Annotated in this window: 12 protein-coding genes; 7 read left to right on the forward strand and 5 right to left on the reverse strand. The window is 44.9% G+C overall.

Features of this window, described 5'->3' with window-relative positions; all coding sequences use genetic code 11:
- The first annotated feature begins 114 nt into the window (after nucleotides 1-114).
- The 3 genes from T491_RS0105680 (at nucleotide 115) to T491_RS0105690 (ending at nucleotide 2,833) form a co-directional block, all read left to right on the forward strand.
- Nucleotides 115-939 (forward strand): glycerol acyltransferase, encoded by an 825-nt coding sequence (locus T491_RS0105680; protein ID WP_028903027.1) that lies wholly within the window; start codon nucleotides 115-117, stop codon nucleotides 937-939.
- Between the two features lie 19 nt (nucleotides 940-958).
- Nucleotides 959-1,948 carry a GNAT family N-acetyltransferase gene (locus T491_RS0105685; RefSeq protein WP_028903028.1) on the forward strand — a complete coding sequence of 330 codons (990 nt, stop codon included), beginning with the start codon at nucleotides 959-961 and terminating at the stop codon, nucleotides 1,946-1,948.
- Between the two features lie 93 nt (nucleotides 1,949-2,041).
- On the forward strand, nucleotides 2,042-2,833 hold the full coding sequence (locus T491_RS0105690) for a hypothetical protein (protein WP_028903029.1): 792 nt from the start codon (nucleotides 2,042-2,044) through the stop codon (nucleotides 2,831-2,833).
- Between the two features lie 102 nt (nucleotides 2,834-2,935).
- Here T491_RS0105690 and T491_RS0105695 read toward each other — a convergent pair whose 3' ends face one another.
- The 5 genes from T491_RS0105695 to T491_RS15785 all read right to left on the reverse strand — a co-directional run bounded on the left by T491_RS0105695 (nucleotide 2,936) and on the right by T491_RS15785 (nucleotide 10,364).
- Nucleotides 2,936-3,637, reverse strand: a complete 702-nt coding sequence (locus T491_RS0105695) for a response regulator transcription factor (RefSeq protein ID WP_028903030.1) — start codon at nucleotides 3,635-3,637, stop codon at nucleotides 2,936-2,938.
- Complete coding sequence (locus tag T491_RS0105700; RefSeq protein ID WP_028903031.1) at nucleotides 3,634-4,929, reverse strand: sensor histidine kinase KdpD; 1,296 nt, start codon at nucleotides 4,927-4,929, stop codon at nucleotides 3,634-3,636. Before T491_RS0105700 ends, T491_RS0105695 begins: the two co-directional genes overlap by 4 nt.
- Before the next feature lie 62 nt (nucleotides 4,930-4,991).
- Nucleotides 4,992-6,245 carry a hypothetical protein gene (locus tag T491_RS0105705; RefSeq protein ID WP_155950049.1) on the reverse strand — a complete coding sequence of 418 codons (1,254 nt, stop codon included), beginning with the start codon at nucleotides 6,243-6,245 and terminating at the stop codon, nucleotides 4,992-4,994.
- Nucleotides 6,246-6,252: 7 nt separating this feature from the next.
- Nucleotides 6,253-7,446, reverse strand: a complete 1,194-nt coding sequence (locus T491_RS0105710; RefSeq protein WP_028903033.1) for a DUF4249 domain-containing protein — start codon at nucleotides 7,444-7,446, stop codon at nucleotides 6,253-6,255.
- Between the two features lie 11 nt (nucleotides 7,447-7,457).
- Nucleotides 7,458-10,364 (reverse strand): TonB-dependent siderophore receptor, encoded by a 2,907-nt coding sequence (locus T491_RS15785; RefSeq protein ID WP_051522993.1) that lies wholly within the window; start codon nucleotides 10,362-10,364, stop codon nucleotides 7,458-7,460.
- A gap of 343 nt (nucleotides 10,365-10,707) precedes the next feature.
- Between T491_RS15785 and T491_RS0105720 the strand changes: the two genes are divergently transcribed.
- From T491_RS0105720 to T491_RS0105735, 4 genes are all read left to right on the forward strand, one after another.
- Nucleotides 10,708-12,645, forward strand: coding sequence for a glycoside hydrolase family 97 protein (locus tag T491_RS0105720; RefSeq protein ID WP_028903034.1), 1,938 nt, complete (start codon nucleotides 10,708-10,710; stop codon nucleotides 12,643-12,645).
- A 9-nt stretch (nucleotides 12,646-12,654) separates the two neighbouring features.
- Complete coding sequence (locus T491_RS0105725) at nucleotides 12,655-14,469, forward strand: glycoside hydrolase family 2 protein (RefSeq protein WP_028903035.1); 1,815 nt, start codon at nucleotides 12,655-12,657, stop codon at nucleotides 14,467-14,469.
- A gap of 18 nt (nucleotides 14,470-14,487) precedes the next feature.
- The gene (locus tag T491_RS0105730; protein ID WP_028903036.1) at nucleotides 14,488-16,836 is read left to right on the forward strand and encodes a glycoside hydrolase family 3 C-terminal domain-containing protein; all 2,349 of its coding nucleotides are present in this window, start codon (nucleotides 14,488-14,490) and stop codon (nucleotides 16,834-16,836) included.
- A 95-nt stretch (nucleotides 16,837-16,931) separates the two neighbouring features.
- Complete coding sequence (locus tag T491_RS0105735; RefSeq protein ID WP_028903037.1) at nucleotides 16,932-17,417, forward strand: DUF3836 domain-containing protein; 486 nt, start codon at nucleotides 16,932-16,934, stop codon at nucleotides 17,415-17,417.
- The last annotated feature ends 107 nt before the right edge of the window (nucleotides 17,418-17,524 follow it).

Raw genomic sequence — 17,524 nt, forward strand, 5'->3', positions numbered from 1 at the left:
GATTTAGGCCCCCTTCGTGTCCTAAATACATTTAAAAACAATGTTTTTTCTCCTTTTTTTGCTCATTATTCAAAGAAATGTGCTATTTTTGCAACTTGTTAGTGAATGAGAGAAATGACAACAGTGACTGAGCATACGATTGACATCGATCAGATCCTCAAAGGAAAGATGGGCGCAAAGGCTAAATTTGTGCCTCGACCGTTAGTTAATTGGCTGAAGAAGATTGCTCATCAGGACCAGGTAAATGCTTTCCTTTGGGAAAGTCGCGATAAAGTAGGCGTAGAGTGGTTGGAGGAATGCGTGAAATACCTCGATATGACCCTCAATATTGTTGGAAAGGAGAACCTGCCTGATCCTAACGATGGTAAACTATATACTTTCGTAAGTAATCACCCTCTTGGCGGTGAGGATGGTGTAGCACTTGGTGCCATCATCGGAAGGTTCTATAATGGACGTTTCCGCTATCTGGTTAACGATTTGTTGATGAATCTGCCAGGACTCGCTCCATTGTGTATTCCTATCAACAAGACGGGGAATCAGAGTCGCAACTTTCCTGCTATGGTTGAGGCTGGATTCAAGAGTGATCATCATATGCTGATGTTTCCGGCAGGTATCTGCTCGCGAAAGCAGAACGGAGTAATCAGGGATATTCCTTGGAAGAAAACCTTTATTTCGAAGAGCATAGAGTATCGGCGCGATGTGGTTCCCATCCACTTCAGTGGGGAAAACAGCAAGTTCTTCTATCGATTGGCCAACTTCAGCGATAAACACCTGCCTTTTAATCTGGCGATGCTGTTTTTGGTTGATGAAATGTATAAAAACGTGCATAAGACCTTCGAAGTGAAGATAGGAAAGCCTATACCCTGGCAGACGTTTGATAAGTCGAAAACGCCGATGGAATGGGCTGAATTTGTGAGAGAACAAGTCTATAAACTATAAACTATTTAAGAAAGAGAGAATGGAACAGGAAATTATCCAGCCAATAGCCAAGGAGATTCTGAAGAGTGAACTCACTCCAGAGCGTCAGCTTCGTATGACCAATAAAAGCCATAATGAGATTTATGTCATTACGGCACACAACGCGCCTAATGTCATGAAGGAAATCGGTAGGTTGCGTGAGATTGCTTTCCGTGAGGCTGGTGGAGGTACTGGCAAGGATATGGATATCGATGAATTCGATACTTGTGACAATTGTTACAAGCAGTTGATTGTGTGGAATCCTGAGGCAGAGGAGATCATTGGAGGTTACCGTTATCTGCTTGGTACCGATTGGGAATACGATGAAAAGGGGCAACCTATCTTGGCAACGAGTCACATGTTTCACTTCTCTGATCGTTTTATCAAAGAGTATGCGCCTTGGACTATCGAGCTCGGACGTTCATTTGTCTCTCTTCCCTATCAGAGTTCTCGTATGGGTGCAAAGAGCTTGTTTGCCTTGGATAATCTTTGGGATGGTCTTGGAGCACTTACTGTTATCAAACCAAATGTGAAGTATTTTTTTGGCAAGATGACCATGTATCCTTCGTACATACGCAAGGGACGCGATATGATTCTTTATTTCCTGAAGAAGCATTTTGATGATAAGGAGAAGCTTATTATCCCGATGAAACCGCTGGAAATGGATACTGATCCAAAGGAATTGGAATGCCTCTTTAGTGGAAAGTCTTTCAAGGAAGACTATCGTGTGTTGAATGGTGAAATCCGTAAATTGGGTTATAACATTCCACCATTGGTAAATGCTTATATGAGTCTTTCGCCAACTATGAAGCTCTTTGGTACTGCTATCAACTATGGCTTTGGCGATGTTGAGGAGACTGGTATCCTGATAGCTGTGGATGAGATTCTCGAGGAGAAGCGTGTACGCCACATTGATTCGTTTATCAAGGAGCATCCTGAAGCTTTGAAGATTACCAGTGGAGCCAACAATGTTATCTATAAAGAGAAATAAGTTAAAAGATTTAACCTAAAGATAACATATCTTTTTGTCGGTTTTTAAGATTTTCATCGTACCTTTGCACTCAGATATAATAATACAAAGGCGATGAAGAAGGCAATAATGTATCTACTTTTGGCATTGGGCATCACACTCGTTGTGATGTTCATTGGAGGTGCTGTGGTAGGGTTTGTTGCCGGTTTCATCGAAGGTTTCAGAGGCGAAGAGGTAGGAGCTGACACGTCGATGAGTGTGATGGTTTATGCTGCTTCAGCATCTGTTATCTTATTGTGTATTGTTCTAAACTGGGTTTTCCTGAAATTTGGTTTTGCAAATTATTCCTTAGGCCGTATTCCTGAGCGGAGTTCTGTTCGTCTAAAGGTTGCTGCAGGTGTGATGCTTGTTATGGCAGGCTTGGCAGTCTTGCAGTGTTCGATGGAAGATGTTTTTCAAGTTGCTGAGAATGATGCCTTAGTAAAAGAGGCATATGCTTGGATGCGTCAGCATCCGATTTATTCCATATTAATACTTTGTGTTGCAGAAGCAACAGGTAATTTGGTTATTTATGGTGCTGTGCTTCGTGAGATCTTGGAATGGAAGCATCGTCCAGTTATTGTTATCCCAGTGTTTGCAATTATAATAGGCTTATTTAGTATGGTAGCGGGAAATTCGATGCTGGTGGTGTCTGGGGTTCTGGTTGCACTAGTTGAAGCCTGTGTCTACGAATATACCCGCAGCATCATACCAATTATTATTGGTGATGTTGTTTTCTGGATTGTTACATTGTGCTTGGTGGGCATTCCCGCTCAAACTTGGTGGCCCTTTGCTGCTTGGCTTTTAGCAACTCCTGGTATTCCTCTTGTTTTGAAGACCATGGATCCATACAAGCCAATTGATTAATGATAGGTGGCTATTAGTACGCTTACGTACGCACTCGAGTGCGCTTACGGGCGTACTCAAGTGCGTTCACGGACGTACTCATGCTGCATTGTAGCTTCGAATTTAAGCTTCTACTATCAATTGGAGCCCAATACCACGAACTGTTTTGAGATTAATCTTGGGCTCGTCGCTCAAAACCTTTCTGAGTTTATTCACAAAAACATCGAGCGAACGACTCGCGAAATAATCATCTTCAGTATTCCAGAATCGACTCAGGATTGCTTCTCTGCGAACTACGTTGTTCTTGTTCTCTGCCAGCAGTTGCAGTATTTGTGCCTCTCGCTGGGTGATGGTTTGGGATACGCCTGTATCGTCGTTGCGAAGAGTGGCGTGATTGGCGTCCAGCGTGAATTTTCCCAGTTTGTAGTGGCTGGTTTCATTCTGAGTCTTGGCGCCACCACGCATTTTCATAAGCGCTTGGATATGAGCGTCGAGCTCTTCAGGAACGAATGGTTTTTTGACGTAGTTATTGATGCCTAGACGATAGCCCGCCTTTACATCGTTAGGCGAGGTGAGGGCTGAGGTGAAGATGATAATCACGTCGCCATCTGTCTCGCGAATGCGCTCAACCATTTCGAAACCATTCATGACAGGCATATCGATATCTGAGATAATAACGTCAGGGTGAATCTCTTCCCAAGCTTTCACGCCTTCCTTACCATTTTTGGCTGTGCTTACCTCATAACCGCCAATAATGTCTTCCAGACCTGTCTTCTCGATGTAAGCGAGCGATTCGTCGTCTTCAACTAACAATAACTTGATCATACGTTCTTTGGGATATAAAGTGTAAATTCAGAATATTTGTCTTTCTCACTGGATACGGTGACCTTTCCACCATGGGCTTGCATCACCTGGTCTACATAGTTCAGACCTAGGCCGAAGCCTGATACGCCGCCTTTGCGGTTCTTTTCGTGGATGGCGGCACGACCGAACTTGTCGAAGATAATCTGCTGTTCTTCTTTGGTGATTCCTATGCCGTTATCGCGTACCTTTAAGAGCACATTCTTGTCTGTATCTATCGATGAAATCTTGATTTTTATCTCCTCCTTAGAGTATTTGATAGCGTTGTCCAGCAGATTTGCAATAGCCTCGGTAAGATATTGCTCATCGGCCAGTACGTTCTTTATCTTCAGGTCGGTTATAATCTCTAATGGCTTGTCGGCCTTAGCCTTTGCTTTCTCGATCAAATCGTCAATTATTGGTTCGATATCTATATCCCACTTATTCAGAATCAGCTTCTTGTTCTCGAGTTTCGAAATGGTGAGTAGCTTATTGACGAGGGTTAACAGGTGTTCGGCTTCTTCCTCGATGATGGTATAGTACTTGTCTTTAATCTGTGGTTTGTCGTCAACCTTACCACTATGGAGGAAGTGTGCACCCATAATAATCGATGAAAGCGGCGATTTCATGTCGTGAACCATTGCATACGAGAAGTCGTTGCGTAGTTCTGCCATTTGTTCCTGCTCAGTGATGAACTTTAATAGTTGGACGATGATGATAGCGAAGAAACCAAGGATAAAGGCGCTCAACAGGAAGAGAGGGCTCAATTTCTGAGCCAACTCAGGGTAGGGATTGTTAAGCGCTAACTGAATGGCGCGTGATTGGTCTCTACGTATGCTGATGGGCTTAGTCAATAGCGACCACGATGTGTTGCGATCGTTGTTCTTTCTGATAATCTTTCTCGAAGCATCGACCTCAAGGATGGTCACATTGCGGTTTATCTCGGCTACTGATAACAGGGAATCTACATATTGTGCCACTGTATTGAGTGATATCTCTGAGTGGTAATCCTTGCTCAAGGCGTCGTTCATGCCCTCGACGGAAGACTCAAGTGAGATATTGCCTCGCGCTTCTGACAAGCTGAGTGTGTCGTCGGCTGTAACCAGATCGGCACGGGTGTAACTCTCATAAAACATGGCCCAAGTGAGTTGGTTGCCAGCACGTTCTGTGATATCCTTGGTTACCGAACGATAAGTCATCCACATGTATAGTGCCAGCAACAGCAAAACTGCTACTGCACTCACTATCGACACGTATTTATACTTATTAGTATGCATAACAGTGTGCAAAGATAGTGCAAATCGGGATAAATACCAAATTATTTACAGAATTTCGAACCTCATTCTGGAAAATTATACACCAGATACTGCATATTGGGCTCTGTTGGATAGTTGGTTAGACGACCTGAGCGTGTTACAAATGACAGAATGCCGTTAAATACGCTATGTCCAAAGGTGTATTGCCCACTATAGATGTTGATATAATGAATACGTCGGGCATCATAGTTCAGTAGCCGCTCTATATCGAGAACTGGCATACCGTCTATCAATACCATTGTTGGCCATGAGGTATCGTAGGCGGCATCTTCCTTGCGGACAACCAGCTTCGATACGCCATTTATTTTTCTGTTGCTTACACATTGTACATATTCAAGTAGTACCTCCCTGATTGTGCGGAACTGTCGGTATTCGTCAAGATTATAACTTAGGTCAGGTAGAGTGCCGATCACCTTTTCGTCATAGCCTAATGGCTCAACGTCTTCGGCTGTGTCATCTGAATGGTCGCCTATTTGTAACTCGTGCTTGACTGGTGCGATGCCAATCTGATGCCGTTGCATATCCATTGAACGGTTTTCAACCTCACTGCGTTTGTAGTGGAACACCAGATGTGGTAGTTCTCTTGGGAGCATGACAGCAAATGGATTAATCATCTCAATAGGCAGACTCACGTCTGTAGATGATATGGCAGAGAGCACGAGCGGTTGCTTGCCATGAATACCATAGGTGTAAAAGATGGCTGTAGTGTCGTTAATCATCTTCCCTTCAAAATAATGTATCTGTTTTCCTATGATGCTTAATGAAGGATACACCTGACTGCTCGTGAAACTATTGCCTGCATGTATGTTCTTTACGTGCGCTTTGATGATGTGACCTTCCGTCTCACGTATATCGATGGCTTTATTGCTTACCAAGTCGGATGTTCCCATACCACTCACCCAACAACTGTCGTCCTTTATCCATTCGATATCGTCGTCTTTATTCTTGCGTAGGGGGTTTATGATGGCAATCAGCTTGTTTGAAACATTTGCGTTATCACGGGTATATGCTGAAAGTACATAGTATCCACTATGGAGGTTGGATGGCAACTCGATAGTAGTAGCACCCTTTCCTTTGTTAAGACTGATCGAATTACCAGCTACCAGACTATGCGTGTCGCATAGTTCTGCGTAAGCGATTAGTGCATGATCAGTGGTGATGTTCACCTTCATTGCTTCGCCAGCTAAATACCATTGGCGGTCAGTCTCAATGTTTGTGGCCCAGGTGCTGAGGTTTAGCGCCAAAACTGTGATAAGTGATAATAATCTGTTGTTCATATGGATTTTATTTTATATCAGACGATTGGAGGTTGTCGTCGTCTTCTGTGAATGACCAAAAAGAAGGTTCGTCGGTATATGCGCCTTTATATCTGACATCGAGTTGTTCTTGGAACGCCCATGCCGTTTGTAAGTCTTTCCCAGCTAATCTCTCATCTATCCATGCGCATAGGAACATGCCTTTCTCTAACAATCGGATGCAGTTCATATCACTGGGATTCTCAACCCATAAGCGGGTGTCTTCATATGGAGGATATTCAATAGAATAATCATCGGCATTGAGGAAGAATCTGTAAGCACTTGTATTCATCGCACACCCCACAAATCCAATCACGTGTCTGGAGGAAGTCAGACAGCGGATGTTAGTAGGCAGAGAGGATGGTTGAGGTGTGAACAGTCCTCCCATCTCAGAACTGGCTTGCTTACATGCCAGTTCATACTCGTATTCTGCTTTGCTGATGGCACGTTGATGTACCAGACCGCTATACTTGTAATATACGCGCTCATCGCTACGATCTATATCGTATATCTTGAGTCTTTGGATATGTTGGCCTTCGTAATTATTACTTGCTCCAACCATAAATGATTTTGTAGCATCTTTCCATCCACGCCAAGGAAACTGTTTGTCATTATATACTGCCTTCTTTAGGTCTATATCATAATAGATGGTTGTTCTGTACTCAGAATGTACTTCCCATGTCTCGTCGCATTCCCACGAATAGTAATTTGTTTTGTCAGGGTTGAAGGGCGCGTCTGGTGTTACGAGTATGTCTATGTTGCTTTCAGGTGTGTTCTGTACCACACTGACATCTGCAATTTTTTCTGTACGTAAGGGTTTCTGGGGCTCGGATTCATAAACATCGCCATCGTATTCAATATGGAGGTAATACTCTACGTCAGGATTAAGTTCACCAATCCAACATGAATATACGCCATAGAAACCATCGACTTCATATTCAGAACCGTCAGTTCCGCGTACAGAGACTATAGCATGCTCTGCAAATTTGAGCATCGGGTCAGAATTGATAGCCTGCGTAAGTGACAGGATGAATGTGTTCTGTTCTGAAGAACGTATCGTACCATTAACAACGAGTATGTCGGAATCCGTTGTTGGTATTTCAGCTTGATATTCCTCAATACAGCCCGACAGGATAGTGGCTAAGATGAGGCATAGGATGATATATAACTTGTCCTTTTTCATTTTTTCATCATTTAGTTGAACCGTATATTTAGTGAGACATAAGGAATGGCTGTGCCAAACACAGACAGCTTGTACCCTTTAATTTCATCTCCTTCATTGACATAGTAGATATTATAGGCATTCTTACGTGCAAGGGCATTATATACACCTATAGAGAACGATGTGTGGAGGAAGGATGTCAGTTTATGAGTGGGTTCTATGTTAAACGCTAGATCCAAACGCATATAGTCTGGAATACGGTAGGTGTTGCGATCTGTGTAATATGGCATATACTTGTAGCTATCGAAACTGTAGTATTTGCCGGCAGGTACTGTAGTCGGGCGACCAGTGGCATAGTTGAAATTGCTGGAAAAACTATACCTCTCTGTAAGCTTGAAGTTGAGCGTAGCCTTAACCTCATGAGGTCTGTCATATTCAGAAGGATACCAATCGCCATCGTTCAGAGGCATTGCTACCCTCTTGTCGTCCTGACGTAGCAGTGAACGTGAGTATGTATAACTTACCCATCCATTCAGTTTGCCTAAAGGCTTCTTCGCTTGCAGTTCTATGCCATAGGCTTTTCCCTTTGTCGAGATAACATCAGTCTCAAGGTGAGGGTTCATCAGCAGAACTGCTGAACTGCGATAATTAAGATAATCACCAATATGCTTGTAGTACACCTCTGCAGATAACTCATATTTTTTTCCGGCAGTCTCATGATAGATTCCTGCTGCCACTTGCCATCCATTCTGTGGTTTGATATTAAGATCGGAGAGCTTCCATATATCTGTAGGCGACATGATGGAGGTATTCGACACTTTGTGGATGTATTGATGCATCGTGTTGAAACCTGCTTTCAATGAGAGATTATCCTTTAATGCGTAGCGAGCCGACAAGCGTATCTCTGGTGCGTGATAGGTCTTGATAATACCTGTTTCATGGCGTGTCTCCAGCCATGTCGACTCTGAAGGAAGTTCTCCCTCAGTATAATGATTAACATCGCGAGGTCCAAGTGCATTAAACATAGAATAGCGTAAACCTGCTGAAACAGACAGCTTCTCTGTGAGCGAATGCTCGTATTCTATATATGCAGCACTCTCCAATGCCTTCTCTTTTTGTATTTGGTCTGTTTTGATGCATGATTCTTCGCCCAGAGGCTCATATTTACCAGCCTGCACATTATAATGTTGCATCGAAAGGCCATACGAGAGCGTCTGCTTATCAGACAAACGCTGACGAATATGCAGCTTACCCCATAACTGATCGATACCGAAACTCAGTCGTGCAGCCATGGATGGCGTGCCCCATTCCTCGTTGAAATAGTCATAGTGGTCAAGTCCGACAGAAAGGGTAGCTGTTGTTTTCTCATTCAGGATAGAGCGCCACTCTGCCGAGATGTTACGATTCTGATATCCGTAATTGTCCTCTGAACTGAACGAAAACTTATCATGGCTCCAGTATCCATATATCTTAAGGCGGTGCATATTATTCAGTTTCCATGTCAGTACGCCACCAAGGTCAAAGAAGTTTGCATGACCATTTTTGTAGCCGCTGTCTTCTGGTAATAGTTTGAGAATCCAATCACTATAAGTTGTACGGCCATTTAGCATGAGTGATACATGATCCTTGACGATAGGGATCTCTATATTCGCCTTGCTGGTAAGTGCGCCAATACTTGCCGAACCTGTCAGCTTTTGCATGTTTGCCTCTTTCGAGTTCACTTTCAATACGCTACTTATTCTGCCTCCATATTCTGCTGGGATACTTGACTTAAACAGTTCCACGTCCTCAACTGCATCTGAATTAAACGAGGTGAATATTCCGAACAGGTGTGACGGGTTGTATACAGTGCCTCCATTGAATACTATCAGGTTCTGATCTGTTGCACCTCCTCGCACATTATATCCGCTTGAGGCCTCGCCTACAGTCGTGACACCTGGTAGAGTGAGTACTATCTTCATAATATCCGACTCGCCAAAGGCTGATGGGATGTTTTTAAGTAACTGGGGTTTGAACTTCTCTGAACTCATAGTTGTACTTTTTACGGCCGACTGTCGTCCGGCTACAACTACTATCTCGGCAAGTTCCTGATCATCTGAAATACTTGCTCTTGCTTTCTTTACGCCAGGCACTATATAAGTCGTAGTTCTTGCCGAGCCAGTTGAAATCGTATCGGTATCAAGAACGGGTATGCCTGATATAAGCTGCTTATCATCAATAGGTGTGGCAGGACGGCAGAGAGTGGGCGTTTGCCGTTTCTCTGCTTGTTGCCTTTCTGGTTTATGATATGGTACGCCTGAAATATTCTCAACCACTGTCACAAGACTTTTCTCACGTTCGTTATTTGAGAATGAGAGACGATTCTGTTTTACTACTTGTTTGATCCGCTTTTTCTGTTCAGGAATGAGCTTTGTAATATCTGATGCACGCTTTACATGGTGCTTTTCTCCGTTGGCGGTGATAAGTGTATAATATTCTTCGGTGCTGAGAGTCTTTAGATATTTCTTCTCTCCGAATAAGAGCTCTTCACCGCTGAAAACCTTCCATACACTATGATAAAGACGAATGCCATTAGTGGTTCCGTCACATAGCAGAGAAGCATATCGTGTACTGTCTTCTGGATCGTGTACGTATCTGTGACCATCCATCTCAAACCAGTCTACATGCTCCTGATCAGGCAGGCAGCAGATGCCAGCTATGGGGGATAATACCACCACATGCTGTTTCAGCTGATCGAAACGTAGTTTTACATGATCGTAAACTACGCCACAATAGCTTATTCGCCCTTGATACATGTTTGTATTCCCTTTATAATAAGGAATGTCGTACCACGTTGATAGCTGGTACTGTGGCTCGATAGGCCCTACATACAGGCGAGCGTAGTCCGAAGCAGCAGAGAAGTAGTCCTGAGCTTCAGTGTGCTGTACAACTAACGTCATACAGGCCAATAGTAATAATTCTTTTTTCACGTCTTTAGAGTTTCGTAATAATCATTAGGTTGATGCTATTTATGGATAAAAATGCAACAGGGAGCAAATTCTTGCATGATGAAGCATTTATTTAACAAACTTTTACCAAACGCCCCGGAGGCCGAGAGGAAAGGTTGCTTTGTGTTTTTTTTGTTTGCAAAATTAGTGTTTTTTGCTTATATAGAGTAGCTAATGTGTAAAAGATTGCATGGAGAAGTGTATTTTTTACAATTTGTTAACGCTGGGGAACTTTCTACCTTGGTGGATAATTCGTATCTTTGCAACCAAAATTATAATTGTTTTCTAACAGACTATGATCAAAAATGTATGTATTGTGGCAGCCTTGTTGGTTGCAAGCCTTTGTAGGGCAGAAGAGGTGAAGGTGAAATCACCAAGTGGAAATCTGGAAGTTACTGTAGACGATGAAGGTGGCAAGGCTACCTATAGCGTGTCGCTGGATGGCAAGCAGATGGTGACGAAATCCAATTTGGGCTTGAATACCAGTATCGGCGATTTAACTAACGGACTGAAGATTGTGTCAAGCAAGACAGAGGCTGTTGAGAAGCACTACGATATGCGTACCATCAAGACATCTCACATCGACTATAAGGCCAACAAATTATTGCTAACCCTCGAAAACGAGCAGAAATTGCAGATGACTGTGACTTTCATGGTATCGGATAACGACGTGGCATTCAAGTATGGTATAGCCAAAGGCCCTCGAGATACTCAGCGTGCGCTGATTTTTGGCGAGGCCACCAGCTTTAACTTTCCTGATGGAACAACAACGTTTATCTCTCCACAGATAGGTCCTAAGACAGGATGGGCAAATACCAAACCCAGTTATGAAGAAGGCTATAGTGTAGATGGACAGATGAACGTGAAGTCGCATTATGGTCGTGGCTATACCTTCCCTTTGATGTTCCACCTGCCTGATGGTTGGGCTCTGGTGAGCGAAACTGGTACTACTGGTACTTACTGTGGAACACATGTGTCTGATTATCAGCCAGGTGTGGGCTATACAATCGCTTTCCCCGATAAGGGCGAAAATGGAGGGTTTGGTTCAGAGTTCGTTGCCGTATCGCTCCCTGCTGAGACTCCTTGGCGTACGATAACCGTAGGTTCTACCTTGAAACCACTGGTAGAAACCACTATCAGTTACGATGTGGTTGATCCGCTTTACGAGCCTGCCTACGATTTTAAGGCAGGTCGCTATACCTGGAGCTGGCTTATCTGGCAGGATAGTGCCACCAATTATGATGATCAGGTGAAGCTGATTGATTTGGCTTCTACGATGGGCTATGAGTATTGTCTGGTAGATGCGCTTTGGGACACTCAGATAGGTCGCGACAAGATGGTTGAGCTTTCTCGTTATGCTCAGTCGAAAGGCGTTTCGCTTATGCTGTGGTATAATTCGAATGGCTACTGGAACGATGCGCCTCAGGGACCACGCAATTGTCTGAACTCTTCGTTGGCCCGTAATCGTGAGTTCAAGTGGTTACAGCAGATTGGTGTTAAGGGCATCAAGGTCGACTTCTTTGGTGGCGATAAGCAGGAGACCTTACAGCTTTACGAAGATATTATGGTAGATGCTAACCGTTATGACATACAGGTTATCTTCCACGGATGTACCTTACCTCGCGGTTGGGAGCGTATGTTCCCCAACTATGTAGCTTCCGAGGCTGTCTTGGCCAGTGAGAACGTGTTCTTTGGTGAAGGCGCTGCCATCCATGAGGCATTTGATCTTACTTTGCATCCCTTCTGCCGTAATGCTGTTGCTTCGATGGATTGGGGTGGCGTAATCATGAATAAGTATCTGAGTCGCGACAATAAGAGTCGTCACTCTCGTAAGACTACCGATATTTTCGAGATGGCTTCTGGTATTACCAACCAGACTTCTATTCAGTGTGTGGCTATGTATCCTAACAACCTGCAGGAGCTACCACAGTTCGAACTCGACTTCCTGAAGCAGTTACCTGCTACTTGGGACGAAACCCGTTTCATTGATGGCTACCCAGGTAAGTATGTGGTTTTGGCTCGTCGCCATGGTTCCGATTGGTATATTGCTGGCTTGAATGCCCAGAAGGTTCCCCTCAAACTTACTCTTGATCTCTCTATGTTCACAGGTAAAACGCCTACTATCTATGTCGACAATCAGAAGGGAGAACCTACGATGAATTCGCTGAAAATTGACAAGAGAGGTAAGGCTAAGGTAACCATTCAGCCTAACGGAGGTTTGATTATCAAGTAAACACGGTATATGAAAAAGTTGCTATCTACACTCATGCTGTCTGTGAGCGTTGTGTTCACAGTGTCAGCTGGCGATTTTACGTTGCCATTGATTCAGAATGTCAATGCTTACGAAACCTGTTCATTGAATGGCGATTGGAACTATATCGTCGATGTGCAAGAGGAAGGTTTCTATGATTATCGAATGAAACCTATGCGCAATGGTTTCTTTATCAATGCCAAGTCCCAGAAGCCAGAGGATTTGATTGAGTACGACTTCGATAAGTCGCCAACCATGAAGATTCCTTCTGACTGGAATACCCAGGACGAAAAGCTGTTCTTCTACGAGGGAACGGTATGGTTTAAGAAGTGTTTCCAGGCTGTGCCTATGACCGAATGCCGCACCTTGCTGTATTTTGGCGCTGTAAACTACGATTGCCATGTGTGGGTAAATGGTAAGAAGGCTGGTCACCATGTGGGTGGTTTTACCCCATTCAACTATGATATCAGCGATTTGTTGAAAAAAGGCGAGAATACTGTGATTGTTAAGGTAGATAACAAGCGTCATGCCGAGGATGTGCCTACACAGATTTTCGACTGGTGGAACTATGGTGGCATTACCCGTGATGTGAAGCTGGTAAAAGTGCCTATTAACTATCTGGAGAACTACGATCTGCAGCTGAAAAAGGCCGCCAACAAGGCCAAGGTGAGAGAGCTCGCCTTTTCGGCTAAGATGAATACCAAGGAGGCTGGCCATCTGGTAGAGGTGTATATCCCAGAACTGAAGTTGAAACAGCAGTTCACTACCGATGCCGATGGACAGGTAAGTGGCACCTTGAAGGTGGCTGCCAAGAAACTGCAGCTGTGGTGCCCTGAGAACCCCAAACGCTATGATGTGCAGCTCACGCTTGATACAGGTATGGTTGCTGATTCTATCGGTTTCCGTACTATCGAGACACGTGGCAAGCAGATTCTGCTTAATGGTAAGCCCATCTTCCTGAAAGGTATCTCTATCCACAATGAGAAGCCTAATGGTGGCGGACGTGCCAACAGCGTTGAGGATGCTCACACATTACTTTCGTGGGCAAAAGAGTTAGGTTGTAACTTTGTGCGTCTGGCACACTATCCTCACCACGAGGAGATGGTGCGCGAGGCTGAGCGTATGGGTATCCTGGTATGGAGCGAGATTCCTGTTTACTGGACCATCGCCTGGACTAATCCAAACACCTTCGCTAATGCCAAGCAGCAGCTTACCGATATGATTGCCCGCGACCATAATCGTGCTAACGTGATTATCTGGAGTATCGCCAACGAAACCCCACATTCAGCCGAGCGTGATAAGTTCTTGGGCGGTTTGGCCAAGTATGCTCGCACACTCGATAACACCCGCCTTATTTCGATGGCGATGGAGGTTACTGGTGCCTCGAACTACGTGAACCGTTTGAACGACAATATGAACGAGTATGTAGATGTGGTAAGCTTCAACCAGTACATCGGTTGGTATCGCGATGTAAACGATGCGCCAAAGATGAAGTGGGTGATTCCTTACGACAAACCCGTGATTATCAGCGAGTTTGGTGGCGGTGCCCGTTATGGCTATCATGGTGCCAAGAACCAGCGCTGGACTGAGGAGTTCCAGGAGAATCTCTACAAGGAGAATACCGCTATGCTCGATAAGATTGAGGGCCTGGCAGGTACCACACCTTGGATTCTGAAGGACTTCCGTTCGCCTCGTCGTGTACTGCCTGGTGTGCAGGACTATTATAACCGCAAGGGGCTGGTAAGTGATAAGGGCGAGAAGAAGCTGGCCTTCTACGTGCTGAAGAAGTGGTACGAGACTAAATAATAAATAAGGTATTATCCAATGAAAAAGGAACTTAAGACTATTGGCAGTTGGGCTATGATGGCGCTTGCTGCATTAATTACAAGTTGTAACACAGTAACAGACATGGAACAGCAAATAGATGAACTCTACCAGAAGATGCCTCAGGAGGAGCGCATCGCACAGCTGAAGAGTATGTATATGGACGAACTCTTTGATGCTGATGGCAAGTTAGATACAGCCAAGTGTAAGGAACTGATTCCTTATGGTATTGGTCATTTCTCACAGTTCTGCATGCAGCAGCCTCGCGATCCGAACGAACTGCGCGATCGTGCTGTGGCCATTCAGGACTGGCTGATGCACCATACCCCCAACGGTATCCCAGCCCTCTTGCACGAAGAGGTGCTCTCGGGTATCAATACCTTAAGTTCTACCATCTATCCCCAGCAGATAGGTCAGGCAGGTTCGTTCAACCCTGAGTTGGCTGAACTGAAAACCCGTCAGACCAGTACACAACTGCGTAAGATGGGGGGTGTCTTTGCCTTGTCGCCAATGGTCGATGTGTGTCGTACTCCCAGTTTCAATCGTTTGGAGGAGTCGTATGGCGAGGATGGCTACCTGTCGGCTGTGATGGGTACCGCTTTTGTAAACGGCTTGCAGCAGGGCGACTTGAAGAAAGGTGTTGGCGCCTGCTCTAAACACTACTTAGGTTATGGTGGCGGCGGCGATGCCGACGAGAAGGAGATGATGGAAGAGATTCTGTTGCCTCACGAGACTATGATCCGTTTGGCTGGTAGCGTAGCTGTGATGCCAGGTTATCACGAGGTGCATGGCACAAAATGTGTGGCTAACAGCGAGATTCTGCAGGATATCCTGCGTGGTTACGTAGGTTTCGATGGCATGGTGGTGAGCGATTATACCGCTATCGACCAGATTCCGAATATCGATAGTGCCGTAGAAAAGGCCGCCGCTGCCATCAATGGTGGTAACGATGTCGACTTCCCCTTTGGTGCCAACTACCAGCTTTTGCAGGAGGCTATCGATAAAGGTCTGGTTAAGCCCGAGGTGCTGGAGCGTGCCGTGAAGAATGTGCTGCGTATCAAGTTCCGTATGGGATTGTTCGATAAGGATGCTTATCTCTACTCGAAGGAGGATATCAAGCTCGATACGCCCGAGGAGCGCCAGACAGCCTACGATATCGCTACCCAGAGTGTGGTACTGCTGGAAAACAATGGCGTGCTGCCACTCAAGGAGGTGAAGAACGTGCTCCTTACTGGTCCTAATGCCAATTCCATCTGGGCTATGTGTGGCGACTATACCTATCCTGCCATGTCGTACTTCTGGAAGAAGGTCGACTATAAGTCGGAGAATCCTCACATCGTGAAACTGCTCGAAGGCATGCAGAACCACAAGCCCGAGGGTGTGAACGTGATGTATTCGCGTGGTTGCGACTGGACTGAGGATATTGAGACTAAATACGGCGAGCTGGGCGATGCACGTGCTTGGGAGTACGAGTTACTGCATCGTAAGGTGGATGCGGGCGAAAAGGCCGACAAGGCCGAAGCCCTGCAGATGGCTAAGGATGCCGATGTGATTATTGCCGCTGTGGGTGAAAACGTGATGCTTTGTGGCGAGAACCGCGATCGTCAGGGACTGCGCTTGCCAGGTAAGCAGGAGCAGTTTGTTGAGGAGCTCATCCAGACAGGCAAACCCGTAGTACTGGTGATGTTTGGCGGTAGAGCTCAGGTTATCTCTGGTTTAGCCGAGAAGTGTGCTGCCATCATTCAGGCCTGGTATCCAGGCGAGGAGGGTGGTAATGCCGTTGCCGATATCCTGTATGGTAAGGTATCGCCATCGGCCAAGCTGTCTGTCAGCTATCCTAACGTAGAGATCAACGAGCCCATTTGCTACAACTATGCTGCCGAGAAGGATGCACGTGTTGCATGGCCCTTCGGTTATGGTTTGAGCTATACCACCTTCGAGTATGCTAACTTAGAGGCTACTACCGAGGTTACTACCAAGGATGAGAGCTTTAATCTAACCTTCGATGTAAAGAATACAGGTAAGGTAGCTGCCGATGAGGTGGCACAGATATATCTCTCGCCAGCCGATAAGAGTCTGCAGATTCGTCCTATTCAGCTGCAAGGCTTTGCCCGTATTTCTCTGAAGCCAGGTGAGAGCAAGAAGATTAGCGTGAAGATGTATACCGAGCAGTCAGGTTTCTATACTAATGATGGTCAGCGCCAGTGGAACATCCAGCCTGGTAAGTATATCATTAAGGTAGGTGCATCATCGCAGGATATCAAGCTGCAGCAGGAGATTAACGTAAGTGGCGAAGCCGTTAAAATGCCTTTGAGAAAGTTCTATTTCTCAGAGGCAAAACAGATTTAACCTAATGATAACATTCAAATAACTTAATGCTTGTGTAGTTTTTCGTACCTTTGCAACGTCAAACAGATAAAATAACAATTAAAACTGTAAGAGGTATGGAAGCAATCATCACAGCAGCAACGGTACTCACCATGTACTTCAACGCTATCAACTCGAATGAGTCAAACTATCTGTATAATGCAGATATGGAGGATGGCGTAGTCAACAAGATTGAGGTCTACGAGCAGAATGCTGAGCACCCTATGGCTCAGAAGATGGAATATCGTTACGAATACGATGAGCAGGGTCGCCTTGCCAATAAGGAGATGCTGAGTTGGGATGATGCCAAGAAAGAGTGGCAGAAGAGCAGCCGTCTTACCTATAAATACTATAAGAACGGTTATAACGTAGAGGTGAGTCTGTGGAATGCTGACAAACAGAGCTACGATATTCCTTACGAGGTTACCCTCTACCGCTCTCAGGCACCAAACCTCACAACGGTTAAGACCTACAAGATGAATGAGGCGCAGGACAATATGTATCTTACCAGTCGTATGGTAGTAATGGAGCCTCTGGATTCCAATCTGCTTGCTATAAAGTGATATTCTCTCTCTTAAAATTATAAAAACCCTTAAATGGGTAATAGAATCCGTAATTTGTATACACTAATTACGGATTTTTCTTTGTATCTTTGCACACGAATAAATAT

Origin of the sequence: Prevotella sp. P6B4, from assembly GCF_000619985.1 — a bacterium.
Classification (GTDB): Bacteria; Bacteroidota; Bacteroidia; order Bacteroidales; family Bacteroidaceae; genus Prevotella.